This is a genomic window from Nocardia sp. NPDC060255 (genome assembly GCF_042727395.1).
Classification (GTDB): Bacteria; Actinomycetota; Actinomycetes; order Mycobacteriales; family Mycobacteriaceae; genus Nocardia.
Genome location: NZ_JBHXAU010000001.1, coordinates 935,130 through 961,385 on the forward strand (window position 1 = coordinate 935,130; position 26,256 = coordinate 961,385).

Annotated in this window: 24 protein-coding genes, 1 tRNA gene and 1 other RNA gene; 12 read left to right on the forward strand and 14 right to left on the reverse strand. The window is 66.8% G+C overall.

Features of this window, described 5'->3' with window-relative positions; genetic code table 11:
• The first annotated feature begins 296 nt into the window (after positions 1-296).
• The 3 genes from ACFWF1_RS04340 to ACFWF1_RS04350 all read left to right on the forward strand — a co-directional run bounded on the left by ACFWF1_RS04340 (position 297) and on the right by ACFWF1_RS04350 (position 5,767).
• Entirely contained in the window at positions 297-2,849 is a 2,553-nt protein-coding gene (locus ACFWF1_RS04340) for an ABC transporter substrate-binding protein (RefSeq protein ID WP_379281806.1), read from the forward strand.
• Between the two features lie 424 nt (positions 2,850-3,273).
• Positions 3,274-4,536 (forward strand): cytochrome P450, encoded by a 1,263-nt coding sequence (locus tag ACFWF1_RS04345; protein ID WP_379281807.1) that lies wholly within the window; start codon positions 3,274-3,276, stop codon positions 4,534-4,536.
• Positions 4,537-4,546: 10 nt separating this feature from the next.
• The gene (locus ACFWF1_RS04350) at positions 4,547-5,767 is read left to right on the forward strand and encodes a cytochrome P450 (RefSeq protein WP_379281808.1); all 1,221 of its coding nucleotides are present in this window, start codon (positions 4,547-4,549) and stop codon (positions 5,765-5,767) included.
• Positions 5,768-5,810: 43 nt separating this feature from the next.
• Here ACFWF1_RS04350 and ACFWF1_RS04355 read toward each other — a convergent pair whose 3' ends face one another.
• Positions 5,811-6,188, reverse strand: a complete 378-nt coding sequence (locus tag ACFWF1_RS04355) for a hypothetical protein (protein WP_379281809.1) — start codon at positions 6,186-6,188, stop codon at positions 5,811-5,813.
• Between the two features lie 30 nt (positions 6,189-6,218).
• Here ACFWF1_RS04355 and ACFWF1_RS04360 point away from each other — a divergent pair, with 30 nt between their 5' ends.
• Positions 6,219-7,007 (forward strand): helix-turn-helix domain-containing protein, encoded by a 789-nt coding sequence (locus ACFWF1_RS04360; protein ID WP_379281810.1) that lies wholly within the window; start codon positions 6,219-6,221, stop codon positions 7,005-7,007.
• Here the strand turns inward: ACFWF1_RS04360 and ACFWF1_RS04365 are convergent.
• The 6 genes from ACFWF1_RS04365 to ACFWF1_RS04390 all read right to left on the reverse strand — a co-directional run bounded on the left by ACFWF1_RS04365 (position 6,934) and on the right by ACFWF1_RS04390 (position 11,416).
• Positions 6,934-8,190 (reverse strand): saccharopine dehydrogenase family protein, encoded by a 1,257-nt coding sequence (locus ACFWF1_RS04365; RefSeq protein WP_379281811.1) that lies wholly within the window; start codon positions 8,188-8,190, stop codon positions 6,934-6,936. The two genes, ACFWF1_RS04360 and ACFWF1_RS04365, sit on opposite strands and share 74 nt — an antisense overlap.
• Before the next feature lie 97 nt (positions 8,191-8,287).
• On the reverse strand, positions 8,288-9,130 hold the full coding sequence (locus ACFWF1_RS04370) for an ADP-ribosylglycohydrolase family protein (protein ID WP_379281812.1): 843 nt from the start codon (positions 9,128-9,130) through the stop codon (positions 8,288-8,290).
• A gap of 116 nt (positions 9,131-9,246) precedes the next feature.
• Positions 9,247-9,777, reverse strand: a complete 531-nt coding sequence (locus ACFWF1_RS04375) for a hypothetical protein (protein WP_379322154.1) — start codon at positions 9,775-9,777, stop codon at positions 9,247-9,249.
• Positions 9,778-9,877: 100 nt separating this feature from the next.
• The gene (locus ACFWF1_RS04380) at positions 9,878-10,363 is read right to left on the reverse strand and encodes a hypothetical protein (protein WP_379281814.1); all 486 of its coding nucleotides are present in this window, start codon (positions 10,361-10,363) and stop codon (positions 9,878-9,880) included.
• A gap of 1 nt (position 10,364) precedes the next feature.
• Positions 10,365-11,090, reverse strand: a complete 726-nt coding sequence (locus tag ACFWF1_RS04385; protein WP_379281815.1) for a WXG100 family type VII secretion target — start codon at positions 11,088-11,090, stop codon at positions 10,365-10,367.
• A complete protein-coding gene (locus ACFWF1_RS04390; RefSeq protein ID WP_379281816.1) occupies positions 11,090-11,416 on the reverse strand; it encodes a hypothetical protein in 327 nt (108 codons plus the stop codon). The genes ACFWF1_RS04385 and ACFWF1_RS04390 overlap by 1 nt, the downstream gene beginning before the upstream one ends.
• Before the next feature lie 221 nt (positions 11,417-11,637).
• Between ACFWF1_RS04390 and ACFWF1_RS04395 the strand changes: the two genes are divergently transcribed.
• Positions 11,638-12,621, forward strand: coding sequence for an adenosine deaminase (locus ACFWF1_RS04395; protein ID WP_379281817.1), 984 nt, complete (start codon positions 11,638-11,640; stop codon positions 12,619-12,621).
• Positions 12,622-12,673: 52 nt separating this feature from the next.
• Here ACFWF1_RS04395 and ACFWF1_RS04400 read toward each other — a convergent pair whose 3' ends face one another.
• Positions 12,674-13,708: a hypothetical protein gene (locus ACFWF1_RS04400; protein ID WP_379281818.1), complete on the reverse strand. Its 1,035-nt coding sequence runs from the start codon at positions 13,706-13,708 to the stop codon at positions 12,674-12,676.
• A gap of 530 nt (positions 13,709-14,238) precedes the next feature.
• Between ACFWF1_RS04400 and ACFWF1_RS04405 the strand changes: the two genes are divergently transcribed.
• Positions 14,239-15,417: an alpha/beta hydrolase family protein gene (locus ACFWF1_RS04405; RefSeq protein ID WP_379281819.1), complete on the forward strand. Its 1,179-nt coding sequence runs from the start codon at positions 14,239-14,241 to the stop codon at positions 15,415-15,417.
• Positions 15,418-15,552: 135 nt separating this feature from the next.
• On the opposite strand, the gene ACFWF1_RS04410 is transcribed toward ACFWF1_RS04405, so the two are convergent.
• Positions 15,553-15,637, reverse strand: a tRNA-Ser gene (locus tag ACFWF1_RS04410).
• Positions 15,638-15,776: 139 nt separating this feature from the next.
• Here ACFWF1_RS04410 and ffs point away from each other — a divergent pair.
• Together ffs and ACFWF1_RS04420 are read left to right on the forward strand one after the other, a co-directional pair.
• Positions 15,777-15,871: signal recognition particle sRNA small type (ffs, locus tag ACFWF1_RS04415), an RNA gene on the forward strand.
• 185 nt (positions 15,872-16,056) lie between these two features.
• Complete coding sequence (locus tag ACFWF1_RS04420) at positions 16,057-17,346, forward strand: aminotransferase class I/II-fold pyridoxal phosphate-dependent enzyme (RefSeq protein WP_379281820.1); 1,290 nt, start codon at positions 16,057-16,059, stop codon at positions 17,344-17,346.
• A 51-nt stretch (positions 17,347-17,397) separates the two neighbouring features.
• Here the strand turns inward: ACFWF1_RS04420 and ACFWF1_RS04425 are convergent, their stop codons facing one another.
• Together ACFWF1_RS04425 and ACFWF1_RS04430 are read right to left on the reverse strand one after the other, a co-directional pair.
• A complete protein-coding gene (locus tag ACFWF1_RS04425) occupies positions 17,398-18,204 on the reverse strand; it encodes a methyltransferase domain-containing protein (RefSeq protein ID WP_379281821.1) in 807 nt (268 codons plus the stop codon).
• A gap of 142 nt (positions 18,205-18,346) precedes the next feature.
• Positions 18,347-18,931, reverse strand: coding sequence for a phosphatase PAP2 family protein (locus ACFWF1_RS04430; protein WP_379281822.1), 585 nt, complete (start codon positions 18,929-18,931; stop codon positions 18,347-18,349).
• 207 nt (positions 18,932-19,138) lie between these two features.
• On the opposite strand from ACFWF1_RS04430, the gene ACFWF1_RS04435 reads away from it, so the two are divergent.
• Entirely contained in the window at positions 19,139-19,714 is a 576-nt protein-coding gene (locus ACFWF1_RS04435; RefSeq protein ID WP_379281823.1) for an HhH-GPD-type base excision DNA repair protein, read from the forward strand.
• A gap of 111 nt (positions 19,715-19,825) precedes the next feature.
• Positions 19,826-20,176 (forward strand): hypothetical protein, encoded by a 351-nt coding sequence (locus ACFWF1_RS04440; RefSeq protein WP_379281824.1) that lies wholly within the window; start codon positions 19,826-19,828, stop codon positions 20,174-20,176.
• Positions 20,177-20,185: 9 nt separating this feature from the next.
• On the opposite strand, the gene ACFWF1_RS04445 is transcribed toward ACFWF1_RS04440, so the two are convergent.
• Positions 20,186-21,400, reverse strand: coding sequence for a neutral zinc metallopeptidase (locus tag ACFWF1_RS04445; RefSeq protein ID WP_379281825.1), 1,215 nt, complete (start codon positions 21,398-21,400; stop codon positions 20,186-20,188).
• 76 nt (positions 21,401-21,476) lie between these two features.
• Between ACFWF1_RS04445 and ACFWF1_RS04450 the strand changes: the two genes are divergently transcribed.
• The gene (locus ACFWF1_RS04450; RefSeq protein ID WP_379281826.1) at positions 21,477-23,108 is read left to right on the forward strand and encodes a DUF2207 family protein; all 1,632 of its coding nucleotides are present in this window, start codon (positions 21,477-21,479) and stop codon (positions 23,106-23,108) included.
• A gap of 151 nt (positions 23,109-23,259) precedes the next feature.
• Here ACFWF1_RS04450 and ACFWF1_RS04455 read toward each other — a convergent pair whose 3' ends face one another.
• Positions 23,260-23,649 carry a MerR family transcriptional regulator gene (locus tag ACFWF1_RS04455; protein ID WP_379281827.1) on the reverse strand — a complete coding sequence of 130 codons (390 nt, stop codon included), beginning with the start codon at positions 23,647-23,649 and terminating at the stop codon, positions 23,260-23,262.
• Between the two features lie 67 nt (positions 23,650-23,716).
• Here ACFWF1_RS04455 and ACFWF1_RS04460 point away from each other — a divergent pair, with 67 nt between their 5' ends.
• Entirely contained in the window at positions 23,717-24,487 is a 771-nt protein-coding gene (locus ACFWF1_RS04460) for an amidohydrolase family protein (RefSeq protein WP_379281828.1), read from the forward strand.
• Positions 24,488-24,532: 45 nt separating this feature from the next.
• Here ACFWF1_RS04460 and ACFWF1_RS04465 read toward each other — a convergent pair whose 3' ends face one another.
• Entirely contained in the window at positions 24,533-25,822 is a 1,290-nt protein-coding gene (locus ACFWF1_RS04465) for an ROK family protein (protein ID WP_379281829.1), read from the reverse strand.
• Between the last annotated feature and the right edge of the window lie 434 nt (positions 25,823-26,256).

Genomic DNA, 26,256 nt, shown 5'->3' on the forward strand with positions numbered 1-26,256 from the left:
GCTCCAGCTCAGCTCAGGGCTGCTACCGCCTAGTCGGATTCTGCGGTGCCCCGGCAACCTCGCCGGGGCAAGCTAGGGCATCGAGCAGGAAGCCACCGTGCCCGGCGAGATGCCGACCCAGCCGTGATCCAGCGGGGCCAGCCAGCGCGTTCCGGGTCGGTCCGCCGGGTAAAAGCGCAGGCTACGATGGCCGGGAGTCGGAATCGGTGACGAACGAGCCTGCGTGGGTGATCAATTCGGGTCCGCAATGGCAGCAGGTGGCATGTGGTCGGCGACTCGACGTCTGAGAGGACGGGATGCTGCGCGCTGGTGAGGTTTTCGCCGGGTACGTGATCGAGCGCCGCCTGGGTCACGGCGGTATGGGATCGGTGTACCTCGCGCGGCATCCGCGGCTACCGCGCCGGATCGCGTTGAAGCTGCTCAGTTCCGGGCTGCAGGCCAACGACGAAATGCGGGCCCGGTTCGAGCGTGAGGCGGAACTGGTCGCACAGCTGGACCATCCGAATGTCGTCGCGGTATACGACCGTGGCGTCGAGGACGGCATCCGCTGGATCTCGATGCAGTACATCGACGGCATCGACGCCGGAGCCCTAGACCCGCGCGCCCTGGACCCGGCCCGCGCGGTGGAGATCATCGCCGAGACCGCGAAGGCCCTCGACTACGCGCACGCCGTCGGCGTCCTGCACCGCGACGTGAAACCGGCCAACATCATGCTGTCCCGCCCGACGGCCGGACAGGACGAGCGAGTCCTGTTGACCGACTTCGGCATAGCCCGCCTACGCGACGACGCCCACCAGCTGACCCGAACCGGAATGTTCGCCGCCACCTTGGCCTACGCCGCCCCTGAACAACTCTCCGCCACCCCCGTCGACCACCGCTCCGACCAATACGCCCTCGCCTGCACCCTCTTCTGGCTCCTCTCCGGCACCGCGCCCTTCACCGCCGACAACCCCGCCGCGATGATCGCCGCCCACCTGCATCAATCGCCTCCACTGCTCAGCACCCGCCAGCCCCACCTACCACCCGCGCTGGACGCGGTGCTGACAAAGGCATTGGCCAAACGCCCCGCCGACCGCTTCCACTCCTGCACCGAATTCGCCACCGCGGCAAGGCAAGCCCTGGCAAGCGGCGCACAGTCGGACCACCGATCACCATGCGGTCCAACAACAACCGGCCACGCCCCACCCACAGTGCCGCAGTCGTGGGTACCGCCACATACAGAACCGCGAGAGCCAAGCGAGTCCGCCCACGGGCAGTCGTCGGATAACCGTCCGCGACAAGCAGAGTCGTATGCACCTACGTGGCAGTCGGAGTCGGCTGGTTCCGCGCACGAGACGCTGTCGGATGCGGGCGCGTGGCAGGTGGCACCGAGTGGCTGGACGCAGGAGGTCGGCTCGAGCGAGCGTACGCGGCAGGCAGAGTCGGAGTCGGCTGAGCGCGGATTGGCGTCGGGCGAGCGGACGCGGCAGGAGGATCCGAGTGCGTCGGTGCATGGGGCCGGGTCGAGTGAGCGCACGTTGTCGGAGGAGCCGAGTCAGTGGGCGCAGGAGGGTGAAGGGCCTCGGGAAGCGCTGGTAGCAGGGCGTTCTGGCGGGCGGACCGCTCGCAATGCCGGGCTTGCCGGGGCGGCGCTGGTGGTTGTGGCTGTGATTGTGGCGGGGTTTGTTTGGGCGAACTCGGGATCCTCTTCGGACACGGCGGCGCCGCCCACCGGGGCGGGTGCGCCGCATCCCATTGATTGGGTGCGGGCGGTGGCTCCTGGGACTATCGGCGCGTCGCGGGCTTTCGAGCCGCTGACGCAGATCGATGCTCTGGGCAAGGAGGTTGCGAAACCCAGCGTCGCGTTCGCAGCGGCGGGCGATGGGCAGGCGACCTGCGCGCCCGTAACCATTGCGACGACGGCGGCTGCCACGCAAAGCACCGGCGGTGGGGTGAAGTTGGCGATCGATCAGTTCACCAAGGCGAATCCGGGATGCTCTGTCGCACTGCGGGAATTCGATATCGCGGGGGACCCGCAGTCCGCGGCCGGAGTGGCCGCGCAGATCGTGAACGACCCATCGATCGTCGCATTGGTAGGACCGGTGTTCTCCACGGAAATCCAAACTGCTGGAAGGGTGTTCAGCGACGCCGGGCTTCCGTTCCTGACCCCCTCGGCCACCGACCCCGCGTTGTCCACCAACGGTTGGCACTCCTTCTTCCGCGCTTTGGCCGCCGATGACGTCCAAGGAACCGCGTTGGCGAAATACCTGGTCAATACGGCGCACTTCCGCAAGATCTGCATCATCCAGGACAAGTCCGGTTATGGCAGCAGCCTGGCAGGCAGCGCTGTCTCCAGCCTCGGTTCCGCCGCCGACCCGAATTGTGCGGCCGCCATCGCCAAGGGCGATCGTGACTTCACCACGGTGACAACCGGTATCGCCGCCGCCAAGCCGGACGCGGTCTTCTACTCCGGCTTCTACGAAGAGGCTTCCGCCCTGCTGCAACAGCTGAGACGGGCGGGCAGCACCGTGCCGTTCGTCTCCGCGGAAAGCACTGTGACACCGGATTTCGTTGCTCGAGCAGGCGATTCGGCGACTGGAGCGATCGTGTCCTGCTCTTGTGGCCCGGTCGTCACTCAGTTCGCCAGTGACTACCAGGCTTTGAACGGCCGAGCTCCCGGCCCAAGTTCCGTCGAAGCCTACGACCTCACCACGATCATCCTGACGGGCATCGCCACCGGCCGCGCGACCCGCCCCGGCCTGGTCGACTACCTGCGCGGCTATGAGGGCACCGGCCTCGCCCGCACCTACCGCTGGTCCAGCACCGGTGAACTCGCAACTCCCCAAACTTGGCTTTACAAGGTCAACTAACTCGTATTGTGTCCGCCCCCGAACGCAGTGTCGATCGTTCAACTCCGCCCGCGCGACGACCGAACAGCGGCGGTCTATTCGCTGGTAGCGCAACATATTTGCGCCGCACCGACGCCCGATAACCTGTTGCCGCATCGAGAGAGACTTTCTCGCAATGCTGCTACCGTGGATGAACCGTCAGCTTCTGGGCGGTTGCCAGGACTAGGGGGATTCGCCGGTGCCGCACCCGTCGAAAACATGTGTCCTGCAGGGACTGTGAGGTAGGTGCGGTGAACCTGCGGTTGCCGCACGGCGTTCCGGTCCTCGCCGTGCACTCGTTAGCAATGGTCACCTATGGTCGGTTGACACCTGATACACCTCCGACCTTTCCCGAGGCACCTGGCCGAGCCACGGGCCCGCGCACCGACCGTCTGGAGTCACGTCCTTGACCACGTCACCATTCACCGAGACCGCCACGCCCGGAGTCTGCCCTGTCCAGCACGGGTCGCCCATCGACACCGATGGCCCCCGAGTGCAACTGCACACCCCGGAGTTCGCCGCCGATCCGCATCGCGCCTATGCCGAGATGCGCAGGCAGTACGGCTCGCTGGTGCCGATCGAGCTGGCTCCGGACGTGCCGGCCACCCTGGTGGTCGGTTATCAGGCGGCATTGCGAATCCTGAACGACCCCGAGCATTTTCCGGCCGACCCGCGGACCTGGCAGCAGCACATCCCCGACGACTCGCCGGTCAAGCCGATGATGGAGTGGTACCCGAACGCGTTGCGCAACAGCGGCGCCGCGCACGCGCGCTACCGGCAGGCCTACACCGTCGCCATCGACGGAATCGACCTGCACGACCTGCACGCCACCGTCGAGCGGATCGCCATCCCGCTGATCAATACCTTCTGCGCGAAGGGGTCCGCCGACCTGGTGACCCAGTACGCGTTCCCGCTGGTCTTCGAGGTGCTCAACCAAATGGTCGGCTGCTCAGCGGAACTGGGCCAGCGGGTGGCGACCGGCATGGCCGCGCTCTTCGACACCGTCAACGCCGCCCAGGGCATGCAGATGCTCAGCGAGGCGCTGCTGGAGTTGATCGGTCTGCGGCGCGCGGAACCCGGCGACGACGTCACCTCCCGGCTAGCGCATCACCCGGCCGAACTCGACGACACCGAAATGCTGTCCCAGCTGATCAGTTTCTACGGCGCGGGCATCGAACCGCAGCAGAACCTGATCATCAACACCCTGCTGCTGATGGTCACCGACGACCGGTTCGGCGGCGACGTCGTCGGCGGCAGCATGTCGACCCGCGACGCCCTCGACGAGGTGCTGTTCAACGACCCGCCGATGGCGAACTTCTGCACCTCGTACCCGAGGCAGCCGATCCTGATCGACGACAACTGGTTGCCCGCGCACCAGCCGGTCCTGATCAGCCTCGCGGGCTGCAACAACGATCCCGAGATCCGCGGCGGCGACCGCACCGGCAATCGCTCGCACCTGGCGTGGGCCGCCGGACCGCATGCCTGCCCGGCCAAGTCGGTCGCCTACCTGATCGTGCAGGACGCCATCGACCAGCTGCTCGACGCTCTCCCCGAAATGGAACTCGCCGTGCCCGTCGACGAATTGGTGTGGCGGCCAGGGCCTTTCCACCGCGCGGTCGCGGCACTGCCGGTCGTCTTCCCCAAGTCCCCTCCGTTGAACATGATGTAAGGAGCGTCCGATGGAGCATGAACCGATAGTTCTGGACACGACCGGTGCCGACATTCAAGGCGAGTCCGCGCGGATCCGGGCGCGCGGACCCGTCGCGGTAGTGGAATTACCGGGTGGCGTGCCCGCGTGGTCGGCCACCGACGCGACGGTGCTCAAGAGCCTGCTCGCCGATCCGCGCGTGTCCAAAGATCCTCGGCAGCACTGGTCTTCGTTCATCAACGGCGAGATCACCGAGGCGTGGCCGTTGCTGCCCTGGGTCGCGGTGGACAACATGTTCACCGCCTACGGTGCCGACCATCGGCGGCTGCGGAAATTGGTCTCGCCCGCGTTCACCCATCGGCGCACCACGGCGCTGCGGCCGCGGATCGAGGCGATCACCGAGAACCTGCTGAACGCGCTGGCGGCCACCCTGCCCGGCGAATCAGTGGACCTGCGTGCGGGATTCGCGTATCCGGTGCCGATCCAGGTGATCACCGAAATGATGGGCGTGCCCGAGCATCTGGGCGGCGGCCTGCACAAATGCGTCGACGGATTCTTCGACACCTCGTTCACGCCCGAGCAGGCGCAGGCCAACTATCTCGAAATGTACCGGCTCATCAGCGAACTCGTCGCCTACCGCACCGAGACCCCCGGCGACGACGTCACCAGCGTCTTGATCGCCACCCGCGACGAGGACGGCTCCCAGCTGATCGAGAAGGAACTCGTCGACACCTTGATGCTCGTCATCAACGCGGGGCACGAGACCACCGTAAACCTGCTCGACCAAGCGATTTTCGCGCTGTTGACCCATCCGGAACAGCGCGCCGATGTGGTCGAGGGCCGGGTGCCCTGGTCGGACGTGGTGGAGGAGACGCTGCGCTACGAGGCACCGGTCGCGCACCTGCCGTTGCGCTACGCGGTCGACGACATCGACATCGGCGATATCCGAATCCCCAAGGGCGAGGCCATCCTCGCCTCCTACGCGGGTGCCGGACGCGACCCGAACCTGCACGGCGCGACGGCCGATCAGTTCGACATCCACCGCACCAACAAGGACCATCTGTCCTTCGGCCACGGCGCCCACCACTGCATCGGTGCACCGCTGGCCCGACTCGAAGCGGCGGTCGCGCTCCCCGCCTTGTTCGAGCGCTTCCCGAACCTCCGGCTCGCGGTGGATCCGGCGGATCTGCAGCCGGTCGGCAGCTTCGTCTCCAATGGTCACCGCCAGCTGCCGGTGTATCTGGGGGAGTAGGTCGCTCTGCGTGGGGTGTCCTCGGACGGCACCCCACGCGTATTCACCCGATGAAGGCCAGCGCGGCCACCGCGAGGGCGATCAGCGCGACCACGTCCACCCACGCGACGCGCTTGGTTTTGTCGTTGAGGTCGCGGAAACCGACGGTGCGGGCAAGCGCGAGAAAGCTGATCAGGCTGATCGCCGCTGCGGTCATCGCGGCCACTCGGATCGGCGCGAAGAGGGCCCCGACGATGACTCCGGCCCCGACCAGCGCGAGCAGCAGCGCACGATGCCGCAGCAAAAGTTCCTGGTCGCGATTGCCGAGCTCGGTGCCGTAAACCGCGGCGGCGCGGCCGGGTGCGCAGGCGACGATGCCGGGAACAATGTGGATCACGCCTATCAGCACAAGCGTTGCCTGCGCGAGGTATTCGAATCGCATGGTCGACCCCTTTCCGTTGGTCGTGCAAGCATGGCGAGCATGGGTGGTGCGGCACTTCCAGAAACACGCTGTCTTACGACGGTGTGGTTGTGGCCCGGGCACGCGGTGTATCGAGGCCCCTCGCTGCGGCTCGACGCGCACTGTGGCTCGGTGCTGTGCCTGGCGGTAGGCATCGATGCGCCGTTCACGCTGTGTGCCGACGGGTCGGCACGGACTGCTCGTACCGCGCTGATTCCACCCCGGATGGTCCATCAGGTCGTGGCTACCGGCGGGCAGATGCTGTTCTGCTATATCGATCCCAGCTCGCCCCGGGCGAAGACGAGCTGGGACCGGATGACCATCCGTTTCCATGGATTCGGGTTGGACCACCGCGACGAACCCGACCTGATAAGCCTTGCCGCACAGGTGGATTTCGACCCTGCCGCCGCAGTCGACCTGGCGTGTGGTCCGGGGGCGGCGCCCATCGATACCAGGATCGCGGCCGCGGCGGCGATGCTGCTGGCGCACCCGGCCCGGGCGAACTCGGCCGCCGAACTGGCCGCCGAGGCGCACCTGTCGACCTCACGGTTCCTGCACCTGTTCGCCCGGCACGCGGGCACCAGCTTCCGCCGCTACCGAATGTGGGCGCGCATGCTCAGCGTCGGCCGTGCCATCGCGAAGGGCGCGGACCTCACGACCGCCGCCGCGGACGCGGGTTTCGCCAGCCCCTCGCACTTCAGCGATACCTTCCACGCCATGTGCGGACTCACTCCCAGCGCGCTGCTCGCTGGTGGCGTCCGGATCGTCGTGCTCGACTCGTTGGCAGCAGGCAGGCGGTAAGGGTTGTGGCCGAGAGGGTTTCGATGTTGCTCTGATCATCAACCCAGGAACGAGTGGTTGCCGTCATGGTGCGTGGTGCCGGTGTGCCGGGGCAGTGCCGCGCCAGCGTGGCGAAGAATTCGTCGGGGTCGAGCAGGGTCTCCGGGGTGTGCACGCCGGGTTTGGTGGGCAGTCCGAGGGCGGCTACGGCGAGCGGGACGCCGGTGATTTCGGCCATGGACAGGCCGGGGACGTGTGCCAGCGCGGTGGCGGCAGTGCCGGGGGCGCCGTCGTGAGTCCCGCTGAGCACGGCGAACAACGGCGGAAGCGCGCCGGGGCGCAGGCCGTCCGCCGGATCGGAGGGCAGTCGCCGTTCGGCCGCTTCGACAGTCCGCGCTGCCGCGGCTGCGGTGAGGATGTGGTGGTCGACGCAATAGCGCAGTGCCGCAAGCGCTGTGATGATCCAGCGGTGGCCGACTACCACATTGACGTTGTCGCGAGCGTGTGGGTAATCCCGATGCAGGGTGACGGCCTCGGGATGTCCGAAGCTCCAACCGCAGCCCGGTCCGAGCCCTGGATAGTGGAATCGTTTCTGTGCCAAGGCGGGCCGGTCGACCAGTCGACCGTCTCGCAGTATCCGGATCGTGCCGGTGATCTGCTGAATCCCATGCGCGACAGCCGCATTCGGTGTTCCGGCCGCTTCGGCAGGTGACGCCGTCGCCACGTCGATGCTCCACCCGGTGATGATGTCGGCCACGGTGTCGAGTTCGCGAGCCGCGGTCACCGCGAGCAGATTGGCGATTCCGGGACTGGCTCCCATGCCGACCAGTGCAGTGACCCCTGCCGTCCGCGCCTCTTCATCGAGCTCGAGCATCTGCAGAGTTGGTTCCCAATCGTCGCAGATGTCGATGTAGTCGCGGCCCGCCTCGATCGCCGCCGACAGAATCCGCGCCCCGAAGCGAAAGTACGGACCTACCGTATTCACCACGAGGTCGCAGTCGCGCAGGGCGGTGGCCAGCCCGGCCGCATCGAGCACATCGACACTGATCCCGGATACCTTCGGGCCCAGTCGATCTGCGACTGTCAGCGCCTTGCGCTCGCAAAGGTCGGTCACCACAACATGTTCGACAGCGTCATCCTCGGCGAGGACGCGCGCGGCAACCCGCCCCATCTGACCAGCGCCACCGAGCAGCAGGATTCGCATCTCTGCCCTCCATATCTATTTACCTATCGTGGCAGTAAATAGACCTGGAATGCATTATTCGGCGGTCGAATTCCACTCGGTTCCGCATCGGCTTGGATCAGGCGAATTGCGCGAGCAGCCGCGCGTCCAAGTCCCGCAGATAGTCGCTGCCGTAAGGGCCGTGCTCGAGCCCGATCAGCAATGCGTCCGGCAGGTCCTGCTCGATCTGCGGTGAGCGCGATCCGGCGGCGAGCGCGATCGTCGCGACGGTATCCACATCGCCGGTGAAAGCCACTGAGACACGCAGGATTTCGCTGAGGCTGCTGCTCGAGGTCAGCGCGGTGAGCGCGGCGCGCACGCTCATCCAGCCCTTCGATCCGACCTTGCCGCGCCACGGTCGCGCCCAACTCGGGTCGAGCTGAGCACCGAGCCAGCCGGGCAGGTCGCCCACCGGCCCGAGCTCCCGATGGCAGTAATGCACAGCCAGCGCGGCGGCCTGCGCCGCCGAGATCCCACCGGGAGTGTTGTGGGTGACGCGCGCCTGCACCTCCGCGTAGTGCAGCACCTGATCGACCGTCGGTAGCAGGCCGATCGGCCCGGCACGCATGGCGGACCCGCTCTTGTCGCTGGACGGATCGATGCGGCGCAACAGGTCCGCGCCGGTGTGCACGGTGTCGAGGAATTGCTGAAACCGAGTGGCGTAACCGTCGCGCGGGTCACGGTGATAAGCCCGCACGAAGTGGTCGGCCAGTTGCACGGGCTCCCACGGCTCACCGGAGACCATCAGTTCCGCGATGGCCAACGTCATCTGAGTGTCGTCGGTATACGCACCCGGCCGGACGCCCAGATGCGTCGGATGCTGGATGTACGCATCCAACGTGTTGTATTCGGCGACAAGTCTCGGATCGGCGTACTCGAAACCCGCCCCATACGCGTCACCAACGGCCAACTCGACCAGCATTCGGTCCCCTCCCAGCATCCGATTCTACAGTGCAGCAGGATAACTCGAAGCTGGTATGGGCTGGCCGAGCTGCCGCCGAAGATCACCGTCGAGACCGCGGAGGCGAGCCAGCGTGTTCAGTGGGACTCTGCTCGGCGTTCCTGAACTGCCGCAACGAAGTTCGGATGCGCGAAGACGATCAGTTGGTTTGCCGGGTCTGCCATCCAGACATCTGCGAAGTAACTGGATCGCTTCCACAGGACCACCGCGAGGAATAGCAGGATGGGAAAGCAGCCGGGCAGGATCGCGAAGGCGAGCGGTAAGTAGAACTGCTGGGCAGCGAAATAGCGAGCGACAATGGTCGCCCCGATCGTTATCGCAATCACGAGCAGCAGGAGCAACGCGATGCGCCGGTATCGGCGAACATCGTGCAGGCAGTACACACAGGCCGGGCAGGCGAATCGGACCAGCGCCCGCACCCCGCCGGTCCGGTATTTCCGCGATGTACTCAGGGACCGAAGAACGGACCCCACACTCGGAATCTCCGATCCCGGCCCACTGGAACTCACTGTGAATGGCCGACTTTCCGCGGCGGGCTCGCCGTGTTCGCTACACACGTCGGGCATGGCCTCCACGAGAATCAGTTCGAGCGGCGCCGCCGCGAACACCGGCGCACGATCCGGATTGATATCCGTCTCGAACAGCACCTGCTGCCGCCGCGACCCACTCGGTGCACTCGACATCAATAGTCTTCCCGCACTTGTCGATTCACTCCAGCCACCCACGCTGGCGGCGGTCCTGGAAGTACTCGTCGTCCTCGTCTGGTTCATCGGGGGAGACGATGCGGTCGCGATTGGGCTTGCGTGTTCCTGGCAGCACGGTATCCGCGGGTGCGGACGGTGGCGTTCGGTCGGTCGGTGGTGTGCTGTCGGTCGAGGGCTGGGCATCGGGCGGCTGGTTGCGCAGCCGTTCCAGCTCGGCCTCACCTTGCGCGGCAAGGCTATTGCGTTCGTCCGCAGGCATTTCCGCGAACTTCTGCATTGCCGCGGGCAGCGTTCGATCGAGGACCCGATTGAACGCATCGCTACCCATCAGATCGCGGGCACTGCCTTTTCCTTCGAGGATGCCGCGAATCTGGTTCTTCAGCTGCGGATCCGGGCTGCCATCCAGCAGCACCTTCAATGCACGCGAGAGTTGACGAGAGACGGCCAGATCGCCGCGGGCGAGATCATGAATCGGCTCGGGTGAATTCACGTCAGGCCCCCGGATGGTCGTAGGTCTTGCCGGGGAGCGAAGGCAGGTCGGTGGACTGGATCAGGCCGGCCGCACCATGGATGAGCCCGCCGACGCCTTCCAGGACAACGACTCCCTTGGTGAATGTTTCGACCAATCGACCGAATTCCGCGATGACCCGCAGCGTGGTCGCGGTTGCCGCCGCGACCAATGCGGCGGTGGCGACGAGTCCTACGCCGGTGAGTGCGGAAGCCTCTGCCGCGGCCCATTCGATTACCGCGATCGCGGCCATATCCAGCACGGTCTGCGCCGCGTCGCTGAGCGACTTCGCGATGAAGTACGCGGAGTTCGCGTAGCTGTTGATCTGGTCGGCCATATCCCGCAATGGACCCGCTTGAGCGGCCACAGCCTTGGCGAAATCGGTGAAGTACGACTGAGCGCTGGTGGCCGCGTTGCCGTGCCAATGGGGATCGACGGCCTTGGCCGCGTTGCCGATCTCTTCGGAGTAGCTGGAACTGTAGGCCGCGAGGTTCTCCACCGCCTTGCCTGCCTTCTGCAGGGCTTCCCAGTCACCGGCGATCTTCGTGGCGACGAACTCCACCGGATCCGTCCCGATGACGTTCTTGCACCAGGTCTGGACCCAATAGGTCGGCGAGATCGCGTTGAAGGTGAGCAGGAACTCGAAGTTGTCCGAGATCGGGTCGTCCGGCTGCGGTTCGGTCAAATGCTCGACCGGAGTCTTCGCCATCACTTGCCTCCCGGATAGGTGGCGTCCAACTCCGCGGCCCTGGCAGTGTCCGTGGTCCGATACACCTGAGCGACATTGGACAGTTCGCTCGCCGCGGACGCGGTCAGCTGTCCCAGTGCCGCGTAGTTCGGCTGCAGCTTTTCCAGCGTCGAACGGATTGCCTTGGCGCCGATGGGGAAAAGCCCCCCGTCGCCGAATGCGCCGGCGTCTACCTCCAGCCATTGTTTGAGGTACGACGCGGTCGCCGCATTTTCCTGCGCCAGCTTCTGCAAGCTCGCAGAGAATTTGTCCACTTGGGCCGGAGCCACGCTGAACTTGTCGGTCATCGAAATCCCTCCCCCGGGCCGGTGCTTCTTGGATTCTGCCCGACATCGATATACGAACTTCGGCAAGGGTAGGCGATCGGTGCGACCGCCCTTCTCGCTGGCCTACGACCGGCGACGCACTGTGACGTGGGTATCTCGTCTCGGGAGTTGCCGCTCCAGGCATGATCCTCGGTCGTCCACACGTGGCAGGTCGGCCACCGGCCGAGGCTAGGATCCCCGGGGTGTCTGTACCGAAAGCCGAATTGCATCTGCACATCGAGGGAACGCTGGAGCCGGAGCTGGCCTTCGCGTTGGCCGAGCGTAATGGGGCCGAGCTGCCGTTCGCGTCGGTGGATGAGTTGCATCACGCCTATCGGTTCGAGGATCTGCAGTCGTTCCTCGACCTGTACTACCGGCTGACGGACGTGCTCCGGGTCGAGCGGGACTTCACCGACTTGGCCGAGGCGTATCTGGTCCGTGCCCGCGCGGCCGGCGTCCGGCATGCCGAGATCTTCTTCGATCCGCAGGCGCACACGGCCCGTGGGGTGCCCTTCGCGACCGTCATCGACGGTTTGTGGGCGGCGCTGCGTGACAGCGAGCAGCGGTACGGCATCACGACGAAGCTCATCCTGTGCTTCTTGCGCGACCTGTCGGTCGAATCCGCCCTCGAAACCCTCGAGGCCGCCGAGCCGTACCTCGATCGGATCGTCGCGGTCGGACTCGATTCGGCGGAGGTCGGTCATCCGCCCGCCAAGTTCGCTGCGGTCTATGAGCGGGCTCGCGAGCTTGGCCTGCGGGCAGTAGCGCATGCCGGCGAGGAGGGCCCGGCGGCGTACGTGGCCGAGGCGTTGGATGTGCTCCGCGTCGAACGCATCGACCACGGCATCCGGGTGCTGGACGATCCAGCACTGGTCCAGCGCCTGGTACGCGAGCGAATCCCGCTGACCGTCTGCCCGTTCTCCAACGTGCGGCTGCGGGTGATCGACAAGCTCGCCGATCACCCGCTGCGCCAGATGCTGGATCTCGGTCTGGTCGCCACGGTGAACTCCGACGACCCGGCCTATTTCGGTGGCTATGTGCAGGACAACTTCGACGGCATCCGAGACGCCTTGGACCTGACCGCCGATCAGCTGCGCACCCTGGCTCGCAACTCCTTCGAAGCCTCGTTCATCGATGAGCCGACCCGCGCCCGCTACCTCGACGAGGTCGACGCCTACCGGTTCTGACCCGACTAGGCGCCGACGAGGCAATCCGGATGAAAGCTGTTCGGGGACCGCGTTATCTGCGGGCGAGGCAGATCGTCAGGCCGTTCGTGACGCCTGGATCGAAGGTGATCCAGGCGGGTGACTTCGCCGGACAATTGCCGTCATTGGACTCGTGCCGGTCGATCACCTCGTGGGTGGCGGCCGGGTCCGCGCAGTCGACGCGTCGGGACCGGTCCGCGGGGCCGGTACCGCCGGAGGCGACGCAGTCACCGACCTTCGAGTAGATGACGGCGTTGTCGGCGGCCGGGCCGAGGCAGATCGCCAGCACCAGATCCGCCTTGTCGTTGTGTGTCATCGAGAAGGCGTTGGCGCCCAACACATCTGGACACTGTGGCTTCGTCGGCCGTTGATGCAGCGCGCGGACCGTCAGCACCCGAAGGTTGGCATCCGGAGAATCGCACCGCACTATCTGGCGCAGCTCCCTGGTGGTGCAGTCGCCGACCTGTGCCGAGTCGAGATTCTGCGGATCGTTGACAACCGCGCACAGCACGATGGCTCGCCCGCCAAGTGAAGCTTGTGCGAACGCCTGCCTGGCTTTCGGTTGATCACGGCACGCCTGATCGGTAACCGGAACCTGTCGATGCAACTCGATGCTCAGCACCCGGGTCGACTTGTTGGCCGCGCACGGAATGCGATGCACGCTGTCACCCGCGCCGGTGACCTCGACGCAGTCGTCGGGCTGCAACGCGCCAGGATCATTGGTGTTGAACCGGGTCGGGGTCAGGCACAGCGCAACCTCGGCGTTCGGCCCCGGAGTATCGCCGACGGCCTTGGTGACGTCGGAATACTTCATGCACGCCGACTCCATCGGCCACATCACCGCCTCACGAGCCGTGATGCGATACGTCGCTTTGCTGTCGGCACAGCCGTATTCGATCGGTATCGCGGTGTCGATCGAAACACAGTCACCGACCGCCAACGCTATCGGTTCCGGCCGGAGCAGAAAGTAGCCGCCGACCGACACCGACCCGACCAGCACGAGCACCGCGACCAACGCGAGCCACACCCACTTCCGCCGCCCACTCGGCCGCGCAGTGGCTTCAGGCATTGGACCCGGTTGCCCGGCAGGCGACGCCCCCGGATCACCCATCCACAGCTGCCCACCGTCGGGAACCCCATACGGCGTCTGACCATCGCCGGGCCCACCACCCGCACCCGAATCGACATGGTTGTACCACTGGTCTTGCACGATCTTCCCCCACCGGCCGAACCCTCAGCCCTCGAGCACCCGCGCACCCACGCGGAACCGATGATCATACCGCGCGAAGAACCCACCGCAACCGCTCGAAAGTTGTTCAGGCATAACCGCATCGATGAACCCCGCACCGTACGGCCCCATAACAATCACGCTGCGGGTATTTCGTGTTGAACCGTCTTGCAACGTGATTCACTCGAAGGGTGATCTCTTCCGCTGGCTGTTCATCGAGACGATGAGCGGAGCGGCGAGTGCGAGCGCGGATGGCAGGGCCGCACCGGCATGACGTTCACCGACGAAGCGGTGTATCGGGTCGATTGCGTGACCTACCGCTTCGACGGGGCGGGGAGCGTGCTCGTCGTGATGAGGATGGAGGTGCGCAGATGCGACTGCGGACAGCGATAGGGCGAGGGGTGCGGGGAGGTATCGCGGGGGTTGCGATGGTGCTGGCCTTTTCGGCCGTGCCCTGGCCTGCGGTGGCGGATGTGCCAGCCGGTGGGCATGGTTCGGTCGTCTCGACGCGCCCGCTGACCGCAGATCCCGGTATCCCCGGGGCGCGCAACTATCTGGTGTCGTATCGGTCGGTGGATGTGCATGGGCAACCTGTCGAGGTATCGGGCACCCTGGCCGTGCCGCAAGGCCAACCGCCTGCGGGCGGTTGGCCACTGATCTCCTGGGCGCACGGCACCACCGGCGTCGCCGATGTGTGTGCGCCCTCACGTGATACGGGTCCGGACTATCTCTCCCACGACTACACCTCGCTGGTGCGCGGCGTGCAGGCCAAGTGGGTGGCGGCCGGTTATGCGTTGGCGCAGACCGACTATCAAGGGTTGGGCACCGACGGTGCGCACGGCTATCTCATCGGTACGGCCGAACAGCGTGCCGTCGCCGACTTCGCGCTCGCGGCCCACGACATAGATCCGTCCGTCGGCACTCGTTGGGTTGCGATCGGTCACTCCCAGGGCGGGCAGGCCGCCGTCTTCGCTGACGCGCAAGCGCAGGATTGGGTGCCCGAGTTGCAGTTGCTCGGTGCGGTGGCGTTGGCTCCGGCCTCCCATCTCGGCCCGGCCGTCGAGGCGGCGAAGGTAGCGGCAACCTCCGGTGGCGCCCAGCTGCCTGGAAATGCTGCGTTCCTACCGCTGCTGATTCGCGGTGCGCAGACCGTCGCCGAGATCGATCCGGCCAGATTCCTGACTCCCAAGGCACTGGCGCTGTTACCGCAGGCTGACGATCGTTGTATCGGCCAGTTGCGCGGCGACGATTCCTGGGGTGGTCTGCGCGCGGGCGAGGTGTTCACTAGGGACGCCGACATCAAAGCACTCACTCGCGTCCTCAACGACAACGACCCGAGCTCCCTGACCTTCACCACCCCGCTGCTGGTGTTGCAGGGCCGCAGCGACACCACGGTGGCGCCTCAGGGCACCGATGCGATGGTCGCCCAGCAACGTTCGTCCGGCCAGCCCGTCAACTACCGCAACTACCCGGGCATCGATCACCGCGGCGTCCTAGATGCGTCGTTCGACGACGCGCTGGTCTGGGTGAACGCCCGCTTCGGCCGCTGATCCGTCGGCCCGGTCCGGGTCTCTTGCCGTCCAAATGGCCCGGCCTCGTGCAGATTTGGCGAGAGCACGGCGACTGCGAATTATGAAAAACGCCTCTGACCAGCCGATTAAGGCGGTCAGAGGCGTTTGCCACTGCGGAGGATAGGGGATTTGAACCCCTGAGGGCGTTAACCCAACCCGCGTTCCAGGCGAGCGCCATAGGCCACTAGGCGAATCCTCCGTGGAGCAGCATACCGGGTGGGGGACGCTTGACGCCAAACGGGTCCGTTCGGACCAGGAAAGTCCCAGTTCGGCCCGGTTTTGACCCCGTTTCGGGTACCCGGCGCAGAGGGGTGGGCGCGGGAGCGGCTACACTGGCCGACGGATCCCGCGCGGCGCGCATCCTGTGAACTCCCCCAGGGCCGGAAGGCAGCAAGGGTCAATGGGCTCTGCCGGGTGCGCGGGGTCCCCTTATTTTTTGAGGGGCCCGCCAGGCCTGCCGCCCGGCTGTCGAATAACGCCTCCAAATCCGAGCAACGCACGGGTAACGTGAACTACGGTCCGGCGACGCACGATGCGCTCGGCGGGCTGGCACGTCCGGCCGCCGCACATCGGTCCGGCCACAACCCACGTCCCCGCTGCTTCGAAAGGCTGCCCAGGATGCCCCGGCAAACGCAGATCGGTTTGATGAGCCACGAGGAACTCGTGTCCGAACACGAGACTCAGCACGCGAACTATGCGACGCTCAAGACCGAGAAGCTCACGCTGGACCTGACCCGAGGTAAACCCTCGCCGGAACAACTCGACCTGTCGCTGGACCTGCTTTCGCTGCCCGGCGACGGCGACTACCGCGACGGCACCGGCACCGACTGCCGCAATTACGGCGGCCAGCACGGACTTCCGGAGTTGCGTGCGATCTTCGGCGAGCTGCTCGGCATCCCGGTGGACAACCTGCTGGCCGGCAACAACGCCAGCCTCGAGCTCATGCACGACGTGCTCACCTTCGCGATGCTGTACGGCACCAACGACTCCGAGCGTCGCTGGGCCGCCGAGGACAAGCTGAAGTTCCTGTGTCCGACCCCCGGCTACGACCGGCACTTCTCGATCACCGAGGTGCTCGGCTTCGAGATGATCCCGGTCCCGATGCACCACGACGGCCCGGACGCGCACGCCATCGCCGAGCTGGTCGCGAACGATCCGCAGATCAAGGGCATGTGGGTGGTGCCGAACTACTCCAACCCGTCCGGCGTCACCTTCTCCGAAGAGGTTGTCCGGGAACTGGTTTCGATGCCGGCCGCGGCCCCGGACTTCCGGCTGATCTGGGACAACGCCTACGCCGTGCACCCGCTGACCGATACCGCGGCCCCCGTGTACGACGTGCTCGGGATGGCCGCCGCGGCCGGAAACCCCAACCGCCCCTTGGTATTCGCCTCCACCTCGAAGATCACCTTCGCCGGTTCGGGCGTCAGCTTCCTCGGCGGTTCCACCGCGAACCTGAACTGGTACCTCGGGCATGCGGGCAAGCGGAGCATCGGCCCGGACAAGATCAACCAGCTGCGTCATCTGCGTTTCTTCAAGGACGCCGACGGCGTGCGCGCGCACATGCAGAAGCATCGCGCCATCCTGGAGCCGAAATTCGCTGCGGTGCTGCGAATTCTGGAAGACCGGCTCGGCGCGTCCAAGGTCGCGTCCTGGACGGAGCCGAAGGGCGGCTACTTCGTCAGCCTGGATGTCATGGAGGGCACCGCGGGGCGGGTGATCGCCCTCGCCAAGGATGCGGGCATCGCGCTCACCGCCGCCGGTTCGGCCTTCCCGTTGCGGAATGACCCGGAGGACAAGAACATTCGGATCGCGCCCAGCTTCCCGAAGCTGCCCGAACTGGAGAAGGCGATGGACGGCCTGGCCACCTGCGTGCTGCTCGCGGCCACCGAGAAGCTGCTCGACAAGTAGACGAAAACAGCGGGCGCGTACCGAGGTACGCGCCCGCTGTGGAGTCCGTGGTCAGTTCGGCTTGTGCGCGAGTACCGCGAACATCGTCACCGAGAGGTGGATGTCGCCGCTGGCCGCGCCCGCCTCGAGGTCCTCGACCAGCCGGTCGCGCTGCTCCTCGGTGATCACGCCGCGCGCCACCGCCATCGCGGAGATGCGGGTGACCAGCGAGCCGACGCCGACGGTGCGATCCTGCACCAGCGCGTGCGAGCCGATGTCGTCGATCACCAAGCCCGCCTTGGTCAATTGCCCGGGCAGCCTGCGGCCGGAGAACGGATTGGTGGTCGCGGAGATCAACGTGTCGACCACCTCGCGGACCACCTGACGCTCGCCGGGATGCACGATCGCGGTGCCCCAGTCGCTGTCCATCACCACGACGCGGCCGCCGGGACGCAGCACGCGCGCGATCTCGTTGGCGGCCCGCGCGGGTGCGGTCAGATGCTGAAACACCCGCTCGCACAACGCGGCATCGAAACTGCCCGCGCCGAACGGCAGGCCGTAGGCGTCGCCGGAATGGAACTTGGCCAGTGAACCGGTCTGCGCGGCACGGCGTTCCGCGGAGGCGAGCAGGTTCGGGTCGGGCTCGACGCCCACCGCCGCGCCGCCGGGGCCCACCGCGTCGGCGAAGGCCATCACCTCCGTGCCGGTGCCGGAGCCGATATCGAGTGCGTGTTCGCCGGGACGCAGCGCGAGCGCGTCGTGCGCCCAGTCCCGCAACCTGCGGATACCGGGCAGCGCGGCTTGTAAGTCGCGCACGTCGACGAGTTGATCCTGGCCTGCTCGATCGAAGCGATCGGGGCGCAAAGTGTAGGTGTCCATGGGCCCGTTTCCATCCCTAGCCGTGGCCACCTCGTGGGGTGCCGATGTAGGTACTGCCGTCTGCTGAGGCATGCGGTGGAGCCTACGCGGGGGCCCATAGCGGTGCACGGCAGGGATGTGAGGCCCGTCACGGTGCCGTCGGTCAGGGGTACGTGACGGTGTACAGGTACGCGGTCGCGGCCAGCACCGCGCCGAGTGCGGCCCCGGCGATCACCTGGTCGCGGGTGTGATCGCCGAGCCATACTCGCGACCAGCCGATCAGCGCGGTCAGTGGCAGCGCGAGCAGGAACCACGGCGAAGAGACCAATGCCAGCAGGACTATCGTGCCCGCGCTGACTGCCGTGTGCACGCTGACCTTCCAGCCGCCGAGCATCGTCACGAGGCCGATCCCCACCAATACCGTCAGCGCGGCCACAGTCCAGGCGATCAACTCGCGCGGTGCGCCCTGAACGGTCTCGATCATGAGGCCCGCGTACACGATCGCCAGGATCACCGGTATCACCCAGTGGCGGTCCTCGATCTCGGTCACATGGTGATCGCTCGCGATACCGCGCCGCACACCGGACAGGATGACGATCATCGGGATCACGCCTGAGATCGTCGCGACGAACAATCCCCACGCGGGCGCATCCACCAGGAACCCGGCGACTACCGAGGTGACGGTGTTGGTAATCCACGGTGCCCCGAGTTCGGTCAGCGTCCGCGCGGCCCGCTCCGCCGCCGTCACCGGTTTACCTCCAGCGACTGCCCAGCGGTCACCGCGTACCCCCCTTGCATACCGTCATCAAACCACGCGAAGATCCGCGACGCCTACCTATTTGGACGGGCCGACAGTGCGGTGCGATCGCGATGGGCAGGACGCCTTCACACCGTCTTGACAAGTGAGATGATCGAGTCCGTCCGAGCATATTTGTCACGGTGGGAAGGAATGGCGATGAGTCGCAAGCTTTGCCTGGCGCAAGACGTCGAGGCGGACGAGCTATTGACCGAGGACCACTTCGCCACCCTGCTCGGCATGCTGCTCGACCAGCAGTATCCGATGGAGCACGCCTTCCGCGGCCCGAAGAAGATCGCGGACCGGATGGGTGGCTTCGACATCCACCGCATCGCCGAGGCCGACCCGCAGGAATTCGAAGACCTCTGCGCCACCCCGCCCGCCATCCACCGCTACGGCCGCTCCATGGCGCGGCGCGCCCAGGAACTCGCCCGCTACATCATCGAGAACTACGACGCGAAAACCGAGAACCTGTGGAAGAACGACAAGCCCGACGGCGCCGAGGTGCTGCGCCGGCTCAAGGCGCTGCCCGGTTTCGGCGACCAGAAGGCCAAGATCTTCCTGTCACTACTCGGTAAGCAGCGCGGGGTCCAACCGGTCGGCTGGCGCGAAGCGGCAGGCGCCTACGGCGACGAAGGTTCGCGTCGCTCCGTCGCCGACGTGACGGACGCCGAATCACTGGCCCAGGTACGGGAATTCAAGAAGCAGGCGAAGGCGGCCGCGAAACAGGGGTAGTCGGCGCGGGGATTTCGCGAAATCCGGTGCAGTGGCGGGTTACTGGCAGTGGGCGGGCATTGCCGGGGACGGCGGTTTACCGGATGGTTTTGGGCGGAAGGGAGTGGTCTGATGAGGCGATGTCCAGCGGCGGTCGGGTACTTGCGTCGAGATGTTTCCGGAGCGCGGCAGCAGTGGGATGAGGTGCTGATCCGGAGCCTGGCGCAGCGGTTCGGTTATGACCTCGCCAAAACGGTGGTGTTCGGTGCGGAGACCGAGGATGTCACCGGGCGGTTGGTGACGGTGGCGCGGCGGCTGGATACGGACGCCGTGATCGTGCCGAGCACCGCGCATTTCGAGGGCGACGTGCCCGACGAGCTGGTGCAGGTATGCGATGTCATCACCGTGGCGCCGGAGTACACGTATGCCCGTCGGCCGAGCACCACTTTCGCGGACGGGGTGGAAGGTCCCCGGCCCGCTTGACCTTCGCGACTAACTCACGGCCGACGCTGACGCCGTGAAGGTATTGCATTGGGTCGTGCGGTTCTTGTCCAGACCCGATTCGAACCACTGGCCACCGTTTTCGGAGGTGCCGTGGTCGCGCATGTCACCGGCTTGGTCGCCGCGACCGTAGGCATCCTTGCGCGCGAGGGTGATCTGGGAGTTGGTGAGTGACCCGCCGCCGGAGGACGAGTTGAGGTACATGCCGTCGAAGCAGTTGGCCTGCAACTCGACTCGGCGCGACAGCTCGAGACCGCGGGTGGTGCGGGGGCCCGCATCGGCGCGGTCACTGTTGGCCTTGCGCAGGATGCCGGACATGGCCTGTACGTGGTGGCCGTACTCGTGCGCGAAAACGGACAGGTAGACGACCCAGTTGTCTTTGAAGAAGTCGGTCTGCAGCTGACTGATCGGCATATAGATGGTTTTGTTCGCCGGGCAGTAGAAGGCGGCGAAGTTGCTGGTCGAGCCGGTGCACGGGGTGGTGATGCCGGTGGTGGTCGCGCTGACGTTGAGGGCAGGCGCGGTGAACGGCAGATTCGCCTTCTGCAGCACCGGTTTCCAAGCCGCCTCGAGGCAGCCCGCGGCGCTTTCGAAGAACTTGCGTGCGGCGTCGACCTGCGTGCCCCACGGGGAGTACGCGCAGCGTGACGGGATGAGCGTCGCGCTCGGGTCGGCCAGCAGTGGATTAGCGCCGGTCTCGGCCGGGCCAGTGGCGCCGTCGGGGGCGAAGGTGAGGCTGGGTGCGGGACCCGTCGCGGCGCTGTTGTCCTTGCCGGTGGATATCGCGTTGCGCACCAGGCCGCCTGCGACCAGGAAGACCACGACGACCAGCACGGCGATCCACGCGCCGCCACCACCGGACCGGCGGCGCGGGGTGTGCGGCGGACGTCCGGGCGGACCGTAGGGCATCGGCGGCGGTGCGCGATGCCCGGGCGGCGGACCGTATCCGGGCGGCGAATAACCAGGCGGCGGACCGTATCCCGGTTGCTGGCCGTAACCGGGCTGCTGGCCGTACCCCGGTTGCTGCCCGTATCCCGGCTGCTGGCCATAACCTGGCTGTCCCGGCGGCGGCCCGTATCCGGGCGGCGGACCGTAACCCGGCGGCGGACCGTATCCGGGCCCAGCGGGCTGTCCGTACCCGGGCGGGGGCGGAACAGGTCGCCCACCAGGCGGAACCGGTCCATATCCGTACGGTGGTTGTGTCACGCCCCCGTACCCCCTCGTCTCAATGATCACCGACAGCCGATGACGCAGAATAGCAAGCTGTCTAAAGTAGGCAGCCATGCTGACTTTTCGGGGGGGCGCCGTAGGCGCGCTGCTGCTCGCCACCGTGGGATTGCTCGCGACCGCCCCGATCGCCCACACCCAGCCCGCCCCGAGCGGTGTCACCATCATCGCCGATCTGAAGCTCAGCCGCGAGGGCGTGCTCGAGGTGGTCGAACAGGTCGATGTGCCCGCGGACGGCTCGTTCCGGATGTCGCTGCCGTTGCGGCTGAAGGTGAATGACGACGTCGAGCGCTATTTCAAGGTCACCGACGTCGACACCAAGGGCGCGGGCACGGCGACGGTGGCGAACGATCAATTCACCATCGAGGCGAAGCCAGGGGAGTCGACGTTCACCTATTCGGTGCACAACCTGGTCAATGACGCACCGGGCAGTCAGGTGTTCAACTGGCTCGGGGTGATGGGCAGCGATATCGCGTCGATCAGCGCCACGCTGATCAGCCCGAGCTTCGAAATGGGCATCGTGGACTGCAAACTCGGCCCGCCCGGCAACACCAGACCGTGTGCCGACGTGAAGACCGAGGTCGACGGCGTGCTCCATCTGGAGCAGACCGATCTGAAAAAGGGTGACGCGATCGACCTCACCCTGCAGCTGCCGCCGGGCAGCGTGCCGAGCAATGCCGATGTGCGCGACACAGGCGCTTCGGGACCGTTCGCCATCACCGCGCCGGTGCTCATCGCGTTCGGCGTGCTGCTGGTCGCGCTGGCCGGTCTTGCCGCCTTCGTACTGCGCGCTCGCCGCCGAAATGCCGCTGCCGCAACCGGATCGGAGACACTCGATCCGCTGGTGCGCGACGGTGAGCGAGTGCAGTTCACCTCCCCCGACGGTGTACTGCCCGGCGAGGCGGGCCTGCTGCTGGACGAGCACGTCGACCCGGTCGATATCGCCGCCACGGTGGTGGATCTCGCGGTGCGCCGGTACATCTGGATCACGCCGCTCGGCGAGACCGACTGGCGGATCACCCGGGTGAACGCGCCCGACGACCAGCTACGTGACTACGAGAAGGTCGTCTATCGGGCGTTGCTACCCGACGGCACCGACGCCGCCACCATCACCGAACTGCGCGCGCCGGGACGGGTGCAGTCCGGACCGGTGCGTACCGCCCTCGTCGCCGACGCGGTCGCCCGCGGCACCTTCCTCGACCGCCGCCGCCCCGGCCTGGCGCTCTGGCTGGGCGGCGCGCTGATCGTCGCCGGTATCGCCGCGACGATCGCCCTGGCCCTCACCTCGGGCCACGCACTGGTCGGTGTGGCGATCGCGCTGGCAGGCCTCGCTACCGTGCTGCTGCCCAAGTACCTGCCCGTCCGGACCACCCACGGCCTCGCCCTGACCGGCCAGATCCGCGCCCTCCAGCGCGGCCTGGAATCGACCAGACGCGAACAGGTCCCACCCATCGATCAGGAAACGGTCTTCTCCCGCGCCCTGCCGTTCATGGTGATCGGCGGCCGCGCCGACAACTGGATCCGCGCCTTCCGCGACCTGAACCCCTCCGCCGACTCCCAACCCGGCCTCTACTGGTTCGGCGGCTTCGACCGCGACCGCAACCTCCAACGCTTCGCAGGCCACTTCCCCTTCTTCATCACCGCCCTGGAAGCCCTCTTCGCCACCGCGGGCGACCCGCACCGCTAGCGCCGACTCGCACTTGACGCAGGTTGCGTGCTCTTGACGCAGGCTGCAACCTACGTCAAGAGGATGCTTCGTACGTCAAGTCGTGGGGCTCGAGGCGGTGGAGGGCGCGTCGGTGTGGAGGTCGGTCGACTCGGTGCAGGCCTTGGGAAAGTTATTGCGGGGCAGGGTGATCCGCGGGGTGTGTGGCGGGGGGTGAGCGCTTTGCGTTGACGATGGTGCGGCGGAGTAGGGCGCGGGCGGTGGCCAAATCGGCTGCGCGGCGGTCTAATTCGGTTAGGCGGTCCTGTAGTGCGGGTAGGACGTGGGGGCAGGTGCGGAGTGCGCCGTTGTCGGTGGTGCAGGGGAGCAACTGGCCGATGACGCGGGTGGGGAGGCCGACGGCGAGTAAGGCGCGGATTTGGGTGACGCGTTGCTCGGCGGACTCGTCGTAGTCGCGGTAGCCGTTGCTGCGGCGTTCGGCTGCGAGTAGGCCTACGCGTTCGTAGTAGCGCAGTAAGCGTTCGCTGATGCCGGTGCGGTTGGACAGCTCACCGATCAGCATGATTTGACCTTGTCATGGTGTCAGGGATCAACACTCGGCGGTGCAACTCGATTCCTGAGGAGGACCGTTGATCATCGACGCGCACAGCCACGTACACGTTCCGGTCGAGGACCACATCGCGCTGCTCGACGAGGCAGGTGTGGACAAGACCGTGCTGTTCATGTCCAGACCGCATCCCGAACGAGCTCGAGACCTGGCCGCGCTGCGTCAGGAGATGGACCTGCTGCACCGGGCGCTCGCGGGAGGCGGTGGTGCGGGCCGCGAAACAGCCTGGCGTGAACTCGATGCGGCGCTCACCGCATACCCGGACCGATTCATCGGCTTCGGCTCGGTGCCGCTCGACGCACCCGATGTCGGCGAGCTCGTCGAGCGCGACGTGGTCGGCCGAGGGCTGCGCGGTATCGGTGAGCTGACACCGCCGCCGGATCGGGCAGCGCTACTGGAGCCGGTATTGCGGGCCGCCACCGACCACGATGGGCTTCCGGTGGTCGTGCACGGTGCCGCGCCCACGACCGCCGCCGATCTGCGCACCCTCGCGGACTTGGCGCGCCGCTATCCACAGGTGCCCCTGGTGGTGTCCCAGCTCGGCGGCGCGTACTGGATGGACGCCATCGAGCTGGTCCGCGACACACCCAGCATGTACCTCGAACTATCCACCGCCAGTATCGTTTTCGCCGTCCGCCTGGCCATCACGGAGATCCCGGAGCGCACCCTCTTCGGCTCGGACGCACCCTACGGTGACCCGGTTACCGCGCGCATCACCGTCGAGCGGGCCACTCGTTCGGCAGCAGTGCGCGAACTGGTTCTCGGCGGAACCGCTCAGCAGCTGCTGGGCTGACGCCGGATCTTCGCCGGTCGGCTGCTGAGCGGTCTCCGGTCGCTGTCAGTCGGTCAGCGCCGTCCGGCGGATAGCGGCGAGCGGGTCCGCGTAGAGCACGCTCAGTGAGGTGACCACCGCGGCGAATTCCTGGACCTTGCCGCCGAATCCGCTGATCCGGATGTCGGTGGGCGGGAGGGTGGAGCCCTGGTTGAACGCGCGCGCCACGTGCGTGACGGCGGGGCGGTAGCCGGTGAAGGCCTGGCCGCCGAGGATCACCCGGTCCGGGTTGAGCATGTCGCGGACCATGGCCACGGTGTTGCCGAGGATGGTCGCGCGTTCGGCGAGCAGCTCACGGGCCGGTTCCGAACCCGATTCGGCCGCACGATACAGATCCAGGATGGTCGAGCCCGCGGTTCCGTTGTGCGCCGGGATGATTCCGCGCCCGACCGCCCGCGAGTGCAGCGAACGATCGCCGACGGTCACCTCGAGGCAACCGCGCCTGCCGCAGGTGCATTCGACGTCGGAGCCGGTGGGTAGGTGCGCGATCGAGCCGGGCCCGTTGCTCGGCGTGTGCACGCGACCGTCCAAAGTCACCGCGACACCGGCGGTTTCGCGAACGTAGAAGTACAGGCTGCTGCCGCGTTCCGGACCGGCGACGCGACCGTTGGCCGCATCGCGCGATTCGATGGTGGGCAGCAACAACTCCGAGGCCGCCATCGCCTCGACGTGCGGCGCCACCGACACCGGCAGCTCGAGTACCTCGCCGAGCACGGCGCCGATCTGCGCGCCCTGCCATTCCAGCTTGGGATGGTCGACCACGCCGGTGAGCGGATCGACCCGCCCGCCGATGGCGACGCCCGCCCAGAGCGGCTTGCGCCGATGCCACCGCTGCAGGAACGCCTTGGCGCTGCGCGCGACGGTGGTGGTGGCGAATTCCTGGCCGGTCTGCGGGGTGGCGATGGCCAGGCCGCCGAGGATGCGGCCGCGCAGGTCGGCCGCCACGATCTTGGTGACCGCGGCGCCGATGTGGATGCCGAGGGTCAGGTACGCCTCGTGGTCGATCTCGAAGGGCACCCGCGGTCGTCCGACCGCACCCGACGCCGTCAGGTCGGGCCGTTCGCGCAGCAAACCGGCGGCAAGCAGCGCGGACACCTGGCGGTTGACCGTGGCGATGCTCAAACCCGTTGACCGCGCGGCATTGTCACGCGAGACGGGACCGCCGGTGGCGGACCGCAGCACCGCGGCCGCCGGGTTGTCGGCGATGCGCAGTTCCGGGGCGACCACGGGTCGCTGGACCCGAATGCGGCCGCTGGCAACCCTGGTGCCGGATCGTTCAAGGGTAGGAAGGGACATGGTGAAGATTCCTTGCCGAGGTCCCGCGCCGGGCGAGACGTGCCTACATGGGCGACTAGGCAGCAAACGAGCCGGAAGAAGGGCTCAGCTGCAGCAAGGGCGACAACACAGTTCGCGCGTCAGCGGCAACCGCAAACCGAGCGCAGCGGTCACATAGGTGACCCGCAGTGCGTTCGAGCGGCCAGCAGACATGTAAATGAAATTAACACCGGTGACCGCAACTCACCAAGCCTCAACCCGCCGCTGTGTTCTCGCACACACCGTTTCCCCAGGTCGCGGACGAGCGTTGGCGATACGTGGTCCGCCATTGGCCGCCGTGGCACGCAGAAAGCTCTACCCGGGCGCGCATGGGCACGCCCGGACGGAGCCGATCATCAGCTCGCGCCGAGCGGACAACGGCCGCTCCGAGCCGGAGCCGAGCGGGTCGCGGACGA